This is a genomic window from Methanobrevibacter sp. 87.7, from assembly GCF_002208625.1.
Taxonomy (GTDB): domain Archaea; phylum Methanobacteriota; class Methanobacteria; order Methanobacteriales; family Methanobacteriaceae; genus Methanarmilla.
On sequence record NZ_MRCT01000081.1, the window covers coordinates 1 to 8,812 of the forward strand.

8 protein-coding genes are annotated in these 8,812 nt (G+C 21.3%); 6 read left to right on the forward strand and 2 right to left on the reverse strand.

Going from position 1 to position 8,812, the window contains the following annotated elements:
* The first annotated feature begins 117 nt into the window (after positions 1 to 117).
* Complete coding sequence (locus BGI41_RS05135; RefSeq protein ID WP_088539187.1) at positions 118 to 1,080, forward strand: hypothetical protein; 963 nt, start codon at positions 118 to 120, stop codon at positions 1,078 to 1,080.
* Between the two features lie 539 nt (positions 1,081 to 1,619).
* Positions 1,620 to 2,570: a malate dehydrogenase gene (locus BGI41_RS05140; RefSeq protein ID WP_088539189.1), complete on the forward strand. Its 951-nt coding sequence runs from the start codon at positions 1,620 to 1,622 to the stop codon at positions 2,568 to 2,570.
* A 235-nt stretch (positions 2,571 to 2,805) separates the two neighbouring features.
* Here BGI41_RS05140 and BGI41_RS05145 read toward each other — a convergent pair whose 3' ends face one another.
* A complete protein-coding gene (locus tag BGI41_RS05145; protein WP_088539191.1) occupies positions 2,806 to 3,564 on the reverse strand; it encodes a hypothetical protein in 759 nt (252 codons plus the stop codon).
* Between the two features lie 598 nt (positions 3,565 to 4,162).
* On the opposite strand from BGI41_RS05145, the gene upp reads away from it, so the two are divergent.
* On the forward strand, positions 4,163 to 4,789 hold the full coding sequence (gene upp / locus BGI41_RS05150; RefSeq protein ID WP_088539193.1) for a uracil phosphoribosyltransferase: 627 nt from the start codon (positions 4,163 to 4,165) through the stop codon (positions 4,787 to 4,789).
* 212 nt (positions 4,790 to 5,001) lie between these two features.
* Here the strand turns inward: upp and BGI41_RS05155 are convergent, their stop codons facing one another.
* On the reverse strand, positions 5,002 to 5,391 hold the full coding sequence (locus BGI41_RS05155) for a helix-turn-helix domain-containing protein (protein ID WP_088539195.1): 390 nt from the start codon (positions 5,389 to 5,391) through the stop codon (positions 5,002 to 5,004).
* A 469-nt stretch (positions 5,392 to 5,860) separates the two neighbouring features.
* Between BGI41_RS05155 and BGI41_RS05160 the strand changes: the two genes are divergently transcribed.
* From BGI41_RS05160 to BGI41_RS05170, 3 genes are all read left to right on the forward strand, one after another.
* Entirely contained in the window at positions 5,861 to 6,649 is a 789-nt protein-coding gene (locus tag BGI41_RS05160) for a protein-ADP-ribose hydrolase (protein WP_088539197.1), read from the forward strand.
* 151 nt (positions 6,650 to 6,800) lie between these two features.
* On the forward strand, positions 6,801 to 7,664 hold the full coding sequence (locus BGI41_RS05165) for a Sir2 family NAD-dependent protein deacetylase (RefSeq protein ID WP_088539199.1): 864 nt from the start codon (positions 6,801 to 6,803) through the stop codon (positions 7,662 to 7,664).
* A gap of 452 nt (positions 7,665 to 8,116) precedes the next feature.
* Positions 8,117 to 8,518 (forward strand): pyridoxamine 5'-phosphate oxidase family protein, encoded by a 402-nt coding sequence (locus BGI41_RS05170; protein WP_088539201.1) that lies wholly within the window; start codon positions 8,117 to 8,119, stop codon positions 8,516 to 8,518.
* The last annotated feature ends 294 nt before the right edge of the window (positions 8,519 to 8,812 follow it).

Here is an 8,812-nt window from a genome sequence, read left to right on the forward strand (position 1 = left end):
ATTTTAAACTTATTTATTTTTAAATATCTGCTTATTTTTTCTTTATTATATAATAAAATTTTATAATTATTATTTTTTATTAATATTAATTAATTATTTTTAAATTGAGGTAATTAAATGACTTGTGAGTTAGTATTAATAAATGAAAATAATTTAATTATGGCTGCAGATAAATCAACAATTTTAAATGATGAAAAAATTTTTGATAATGTTAATAAAATATTTGATTTTTCAGGAAAACATGTTATGGCAGTTATGGTTTATGGTAATCCAGATTTTATGAGTATCTCTATGGAAGATTTATTATTAGATTTTAAAGATGAGATTTCTTATAATAAATATGATAATCTTGAAGATTTAGGATATTCTATAATAGATTATATTGAAGAAGAATATTCTGATTATGAAATGGATATTAAATTAATTAAATTTGAATTTTTAAGATTATTTGGTAATTTTATTCGTGATATTTTAAATGATAATGAAGAAAAAGCTTGTCTAGAATCTTTTGAAGAATTTTTAAACAATTTTGATATTGATAAATATAAAACAGTTTTTGAAAGTATTAAAAGTAATAAGGAATTTAAATCTTTAGATAATTTTTTTAATAATTTAGCTTCCTTATTTTCTTGTTCTAATACTTATATTAAAGATCTTTTATATAAATTATTTATTAGAATGTTAATTCTTAAGAAAACAGGTATTGTTATTGGAGGTTATGATACAATAAGTAATGAACCTTATTTTATTAATTTTGAACTTATTACTTTACTTGATGGGGAAGTTATTACAAGTGATTTTAAAAAAGTAGTTTATGAAGGTGATAATTTAATTCTTGCTTTTTCTCAAACAAAGGATATTGTAGCATTTTTATCAGGTATACATCCAAAATTTCAGTATAATTTATTTTATAGAATTGAATCTTATTATAATGATTATTTTAATAAGTTAAATATTATTAAAGAGGATATAATTAATTCAGATAATAAATCTTTTAATAAGTTAAAAGAGGATATAAATCCAGATAATAAGTTTTTTAATAAGTTAAATCTTACTAAAAATGATATAAAAGATTTTTGATAATAAATCTTTCAGTAAGTTAAAAGATGATATAAAAGATTCAGATAATAAATATGATTTTAATTTAGATGAAGATAATCTTAATGATTTAAAAGCAATTGTTCATGGTTTTAATAATTCTTATGATTGTCTTAAAAAAGAAATTAAAACAATTAAAGAGGAAAATAAGAATTTTTATTTAGAAAAACTTTCAGATTTATCTTCTAGGGAATTAGGATTTTTAGCTAAATCGTTAATTGCTATTACAAACATTGATTATTGTTTAAAAAATAGTTATGATATATCTGATTTATCAATTGATATTGCTTTATTAAAACAAGATGAATTTAAATGGTTTTATGATTAATTTAATTTAAGATTTAAACATTAATATGTATTTATTTTATATAATTTTAAATTTATTGATATTTTTAAGAATATCGTTTAAAGTAGTAAAATTTAGTTTATTATTTCGATTATTTTCTCTTAATAAAAATTTTTTTAAAATACTATATATATTAAAGGTAAAATATTTTTATAATAATATATAAAATTTATATATGGCAAAAGTTAGTATATTAGGTTCAACTGGAACAATCGGTAAAAATGTTGCATTCACTTTAGCATCCTTAGATGTTATTGATGAAATAGTAATGTTCAGTAGACCATCAAGTTTAAGTAAAGCTGAAGGTGAAGTACTTGATATGTATGATGCTTTAGCTGCTGAGAATATTTTATGTAAATTTATTCCATCTTGTGATTTTGAAGATATTGCAGGATCTGATATTGTAATAATAACTTCTGGTATTCCAAGAAAACAAGGTATGGATAGATTAGATTTAGCAATACCTAATGCTAAAATTGTTAGAGATTATTCTAAACAAATTGCTATTCATGCTCCTAACTCTATTATCCTAGTTGTAACTAACCCTGTTGATGTAATGACAACAATTGCTTTAGAAGCATCTGGTTTTGATAAAAGTAAAGTTATTGGTCTTGGAAACCATTTAGATTCTTTAAGATTAAAAATGTTCTTATCTAATTACTTTAACATTAATAGTAGTGAAATTCATACAAGAGTTATTGGAGAACATGGTAACCATATGGTTCCACTTTTAAGCTCAACTACTATTGGTGGTATTCCTTTAAATTATTTCATTGAACCAATTAATTTAAATGTAGATGTTCTTATTAACAGACTTAAAAGTGCAGGAAATTCAATAATATCTAAGAAAGGAGCAACAGAATATGGTCCTTCTTATGCAATTGCAGATTTAACTAGAAATATTATTACAAACAGTCGTAGAATTTTAACAGTTACTACCTATTTAGATGGTGAAGTTGAAGGAGTTCATGATGTATCATTAGGTGTCCCTGCGATTTTATCAAAAGAAGGTATTAAAATGATTGTTCCTATTCATATGACTGATCTTGAAAAAGAAGAATTTTATGCTGCTGCAAATATTATTAAAGAATGTACTAATAAAGTTAAACATTATTTAGAAGATTAAATATTCTTTTAAATAATCCAAAATTTTATTTTTCGCTGTTTTTTAAATTATTTTATTGTTTTTTGCTATTTTTATTATATACTGTTTTTTAGCTATTTATTTTTTGGTTTTTTTTTAGAATTAGTTTTTATAGCTATTTATTTCAATTTATTTTTTTTAAGAACTAGTTTTTATAGCTATTTATATATTTAATTTTATTTAAAAAAATAAAAAAAGAAGTTAAAATAAATTTTTTCTATTCTTTTACGTAAATACTAGCTTCTTCGTTAAATGGATTTATACGAACTGCTAATTTTAACATATAAGGATAGTTTTTATAAGTATATTCAAGATATCTTACCCATTCATATATTAATTTACTATAAACTCTACTTATATCATAAAATAAATGTGTATAATCACTTTCTGGAAGATTTTCAAATGTTTTCCTATAATCTAATTCATCAGTTAAATGCATCATAGCAAGAAGTAATTCTGAAAAATTATCTGTTTGATGTAGAGTTGGATTTTCAATTAAATCAAATAGATAAGGTCTTCTTTCATTTAGATATTGCTTTAAATTTACAAAAAATTCAGCACGATCTTCAGGTTTTAATTTTGAATTAAAAGGTATTGGATTTTCTTCTAATTCTTTTAATGTATTTTCATAATCTTTTTCTTTCCAAGTTTTAATAAATTTAAGATCTTTAGTTATATCATTTTCTCCATTTGCATGATAAAACTTATATATTAAACCATTTCCAATTCCTGAAAAGAATGAACCCATAAGTATGTCAATTTTTTCTTGTAAAGCTTTTTTATCATGATTATCCATTACTTTATCAATAACAAGTGTTACAATGATTATATCAATTGGTATAAATCCTAAGTGTAACATTACATAATTTAGTATCTCATCAATATCTTTGAATATAATATAATTTAGGCCATATATTACAAATATTAAGACAATTAATACTATAGTAAATTTTATTTCCCATTTTAATTCTTTCATTTTTCCCACTAAATAAAATTATTAAATATGAAATTTCTTTTAAACTTATATTAAGTTTATAAACTTATATTAAGCTTAAATTCAGAATTTTATTTTTAAAAATTTCTTATATTGTTTTTTATAACTCTAAAATACTTTTTATTTGTAAATTTATATTAAATTAACTTAGTATTTTTGAATTATAGTAGTACTATATTTGTATTAATTATTTAATATTTTTTACTAATTATATGATATTTATACTGGTTTTTAGTATTGAAAATTACTTGTATATTAAAATTATTAATTATTTAAAATATTGATTACTTTTTTTAATTAAAAAGGAAATTTTTATAATGTTTATTGTTTTGTTATGGTGTTTAGTTTGTTTTTTCTAGTGTTTTATTAAATTTAATTAAAAATTTTAATTAATAATTGAATCATCATTTAAATAAGATATTAAATTTTAAAGAATTTTAAATAGGTAAAAATATTATTTAAATATTTTAATAAAAATCATATACTTTAAAAAACAAAATTTTAGACAAAGACTTAAAATTTAATATTAAATAGATAATAAATTAACTGTTTTTAAAATATAAATTTAAGGAGATATTTAATGAATGTGCATGTTTTAAATCATCCTTTAATAACACATAAATTAGCTATTCTAAGGGATGTTAATACAGGAACAAAAGAATTTCGTGAATTAATAACAGAAATTTCAACATTTTTAGCATATGAAGCTACATGTGATGCAAAACTTGAAGAAGTCACAATTCAAACACCTTTAGAAGAATTAAAAACAGAAATGTTAAATGAAGATAACTATGCAATTGTACCTATTTTAAGAGCAGGTATGGGAATGTTAGATGGAATTATTAATGTAATTCCAAATTCAAAAGTAGGACATATTGGTTTATATCGTGATGAAAAAACATTAAAACCAATTAAATATTATTATAAAATGCCAAAAGGAATTGCTAATAGGGAAGTTTTAATTATAGATCCAATGCTTGCAACTGGTGGAAGTTCCTCTGCTACAATAGATATGCTTAAAAAAGATGGGGTACGTAAAATTAAGTTATTATGTATTGTTGCAGCACCTGAAGGAATTAAAACTATTGAAGAAAAACATCCTGATGTTGAAATATTCTGTGGAACTGTAGATAGAAATCTTAATGAAAATGGATATATTCTTCCTGGTCTTGGTGATGCTGGAGACAGAATATATGGTACAAAATAAAAAATAAAAAAACAGTAGTTTAATATAAGCAATAAAAAATATAAAAGATATAATCAGTATTAAATAAATAATATAAATTTAATGATACTACTCAAAGATTAATTAAAAGTATTTAATAGAATAAATACTAACTAAAAAGATTATTAATATAATATAGCAAATATTAGCTAAATTTAATCTATATTAAAGTAATAGAATAATACTAGTTGAATCTAATCAATATTAAGAGTATCTTTAAATAAATCCTGAATTTCATCCCTTTTATTTTTATTAGAATACTCTTCAAATCCACTATTTAAACTAAACATTGCAATTTCATAGATTACTCTATTTAAACCACGTCCATAATCAGTTAAAGAATATTCTGTTTTTACAGGATGTGTTTCAACAATATTTTTTTCAATAATTCCTTCATTTTCAAGTTCTTTTAATCTTTGTGAAAGGACTTTATTACTTAAATTAGGTTTATCTTCTTTAAACTCTGAAAATTGTTTTTTACCAAAAAACATATCTCTTATAATTTGTATCGTCCATTTTTTATTAAATAAACCAACTACTTTATCAATTGGACATTGAAATTGTAATCCTTGTTTAGCATTCATTAATATCACTTAATCTAAAATTTATAAATTAAAATTAATAAAATTTTCATTTTTAAAATTTATAATAAATTCTATTTTTACATATTTTAATAATTAAAAAATATTTTAATTTTTAATTATTTTATTATACTTATAAATAAATTAGTAATTTTCTCATATTAACAATTAACTTATTAATTATCTTAAAAAAATTATTTTTTTTAAAATTAAAATTAGTATTTAATTAAATATTATAAATTGATTATCTTGTTTTTTTTTTGGTTTGTGGTGTGTGTTTAGTTAGTTTTTTTATAATTGGTTTATGTTGTTTTTGGTTTATTGTGGATGTTTAATAGTATAAGTTGATTATATATGTTTAAATCTTATAGTTACTATTTAGTAACATAGTTACTTATTTATTACAAAATATATTTATTAACTAAGTATATAATAGGTACATGTATTTCAATAGTATAAAAGGAGGTATTTTATGGATAAAGAAGAAATGGTAGATTTCCTACTTAAAGAGTTAATATCAGAATTAGATAAAAAAATAGATATCCCAAAGAATTATACTGATAAAAGATTACTTCTAAGATCTTTAATGAATATTCGTCTACCTGGACCAATATCTAAAAAGTTTTTAAAAATCCAAGATGAATTATTAACTTATGAAACTAATTCTAAAAATTTAGTTTCTTCTAATGAAATTAAACCAACAAATAAAAATCCTAAAATAGGAATATTCCATGGAGATATAACTACCTTAAAAGTAGATGCAATAGTAAATGCATGTAATTCTAAACTTCTTGGTTGTTTTATTCCACTTCATAATTGTATTGATAATGTAATTCACTCTGCAGCAGGAATACAATTAAGATATGATTGTAATAAGATTATGACTAAACAAGGTCATGATGAAAAAGTTGGACAAGCAAAAATAACAAAAGGATATAATTTACCTGCTAAATATGTTATTCATACTGTTGGTCCTGCATTAATTCAAGGTACAAAACCTACAAAAGAACAAGAAGAATTATTAAAATCATCATATATTAATTCTCTTAAACTTGCAGATAAATATAATCTAAAAACAATTGCATTTCCAAATATATCAACAGGTGTCTTTAATTATCCTAAAGAAGATGCTGCAAAAGCTGCATGTTCCGCAGTATCAAGTTATTTAAAAAATAATCCAGATACAAGTATTGAAATGGTAATATTTGATGTATTTGAAGATGAACAATTAGAAATTTATAAAAGATTGTTAGAGGATTAGGGTTCTTGTTAAAGGTTTGAGTAATATTTATAGCTGATTGTTAGAGGATTAGGGTTCTTGTTAAAGGTTATATTTATAAAAGATTGTTAGAAAGTTAGAAAATTAGAAAAACATAAGAAAATTTATAAAAATACTATTTAAAGAGGTTAAAATGTTTAACAATTATTCAAAAAAAATTAAAAAAGCATATGATAAAATTTCAGAAGCAGACAATATTGTTGTAGGTGTTGGATCTGGATTATCTGCAGCAGGTGGAGTAAACTATGCAGATGAAAAATTCTTCAAAGAACATTATCCACAATATGCAAAATTAGGATATCATAATGTATCTGAAGTTATGGGAGTATTTTGGACTTTCTTAAATAAAGATAATGCCTGTAAATATTGGGGTTTCTGGTCTCATCATATAAATGAAGTAAGATATAAAACACCAGCATTAAAGCCATATATTAGCTTATACAATATACTTAAAGATAAAAATTATTATATTATATCCACTAATGTTGATTATCAACTTGAAAAAGCAGGATTTAAACAAGAAAAAATATTTGAACCACAAGGACAATATTCTCAATTTCAATGTATAGTACCTTGTTCTAATGATGTTTATTATAATGAAAAATATATAAAATCCATGATTAAAAACAAAGTAGATGATTATACTATAAGTAGTGATGATATTCCATATTGTCCTAAATGTGGAGAATTCTTAATTCAAAATCTTAGATGTGATAATAAATTCGTTGAAGGAGAAAATTATAAAAATTATAATAAATACAAAGAGTTTTTAAAAGATTCAGTAGATAAAAATACAGTATTTTTAGAATTAGGTGTAGGATATAATACTCCAACAATTATTAGATTCCCATTTGAGCAATATTGTCATGTTTATCCAAATTCAACATTAATAAGAATGAACTTAAATCAAGCAAGTATTCCAGAAGGAATAAATAATGGTATATCAATTGATAATGATTTAAATCAATCTTTAAAAGATATGCTTGATTTGATCTAAATAAATTAAGTATAGTTACTAAAAGGTAACATAATTACTTAATAGTTACAAAAACCTTTTATAAGTGGTTATTTATATTATAATGTGTGAGAAGTAGTTATAATTTAAAATAATTATGGTATTTGGGTTTGTGGTAACTAGAAGGTAACATGATTACTTGGTAGTTACAAAAACCTTTTATATATAGTTATTTAAATTATATAATGTAAATTATGTATTTAAAATTAAATCTATAACTAATTAAGTTAATTCAGATAAAATTAAGGTAGTTACTAAAAAGTTACAAAACCTATTTATATGGATTTAACTATAGTTATAATTACAAAATAAAAAAATATAATAGAAATTTTAGTTTAAAGCTAATAAATCATTAAATATGATGATTTAGAAGAATACTAGTTTGAAACTAAATTGTTGAAATATATTAAATTAAAAAAATGGATGTGAATAAAATGAATGATGTAATTAAATTTTTAGAAGAAAACTCTCTTGTATACTTAGCAACTAAAGGATTAGATGGAGAAGCAAAAGTAAGACCAATTCTTTACTACTTTGAAGAAAATGATGTTCCATATTTCTGTACTGCAAACACAAAATCAATGTTCAAAGAATTAGATGCAGATCCAAAATTTGAAATGACTACTGCAACTCCTGAATTCCAATGGATAAGAATTAAAGGAGAAGTAGAATTTATTGATGATGTTGAACTTAAACAAAAAGTCATTGATTCAAACGAAATTGTAAAATCATTATACTCCACTGGTGACAACCCTGTATTTGAATTATTTACAATTCATGGGGACGCAACCATTGCTGATTTCTCAGGAAACCCAGCAAAACATTACAAAATATAAATAAAATAATTTTTAAACTTTAAAAAGTTTATATTATTTTTAATTTTTTTTTAATTTTAAAGTCTAATTTTTTATTAATTTTTACTATTTTTGCTTTTTTTTAAGTATAGTTTTTTTTTAGTTTTATTAAGATTGCTTTTAATAAGTAAATTAATTTTTAATAAGATGATATTAAATAAATTTTTAGACTTGTGTTTTAAGAATAAAAATGTTTTTTATTTAAATAAAAAGATTATATTTAAAATAAGGGCCTTAAATTATATTTTTTATTATTTTTACTTAATAATTATATTA

Excerpts from the sequence above, each read along its gene's own strand:
- BGI41_RS05140 (WP_088539189.1), top strand. The coding sequence starts at position 1,620 with ATGGCAAAAGTTAGTATATTAGGTTCAACTGGAACAATCGGTAAAAAT.
- BGI41_RS05170 (WP_088539201.1), top strand. The coding sequence starts at position 8,117 with ATGAATGATGTAATTAAATTTTTAGAAGAAAACTCTCTTGTATACTTA.
- BGI41_RS05145 (WP_088539191.1), bottom strand. The coding sequence starts at position 3,564 with ATGAAAGAATTAAAATGGGAAATAAAATTTACTATAGTATTAATTGTC.
- upp (WP_088539193.1), top strand. The coding sequence starts at position 4,163 with ATGAATGTGCATGTTTTAAATCATCCTTTAATAACACATAAATTAGCT.
- BGI41_RS05135 (WP_088539187.1), top strand. The coding sequence starts at position 118 with ATGACTTGTGAGTTAGTATTAATAAATGAAAATAATTTAATTATGGCT.
- BGI41_RS05155 (WP_088539195.1), bottom strand. The coding sequence starts at position 5,391 with ATGAATGCTAAACAAGGATTACAATTTCAATGTCCAATTGATAAAGTA.
- BGI41_RS05165 (WP_088539199.1), top strand. The coding sequence starts at position 6,801 with ATGTTTAACAATTATTCAAAAAAAATTAAAAAAGCATATGATAAAATT.
- BGI41_RS05160 (WP_088539197.1), top strand. The coding sequence starts at position 5,861 with ATGGATAAAGAAGAAATGGTAGATTTCCTACTTAAAGAGTTAATATCA.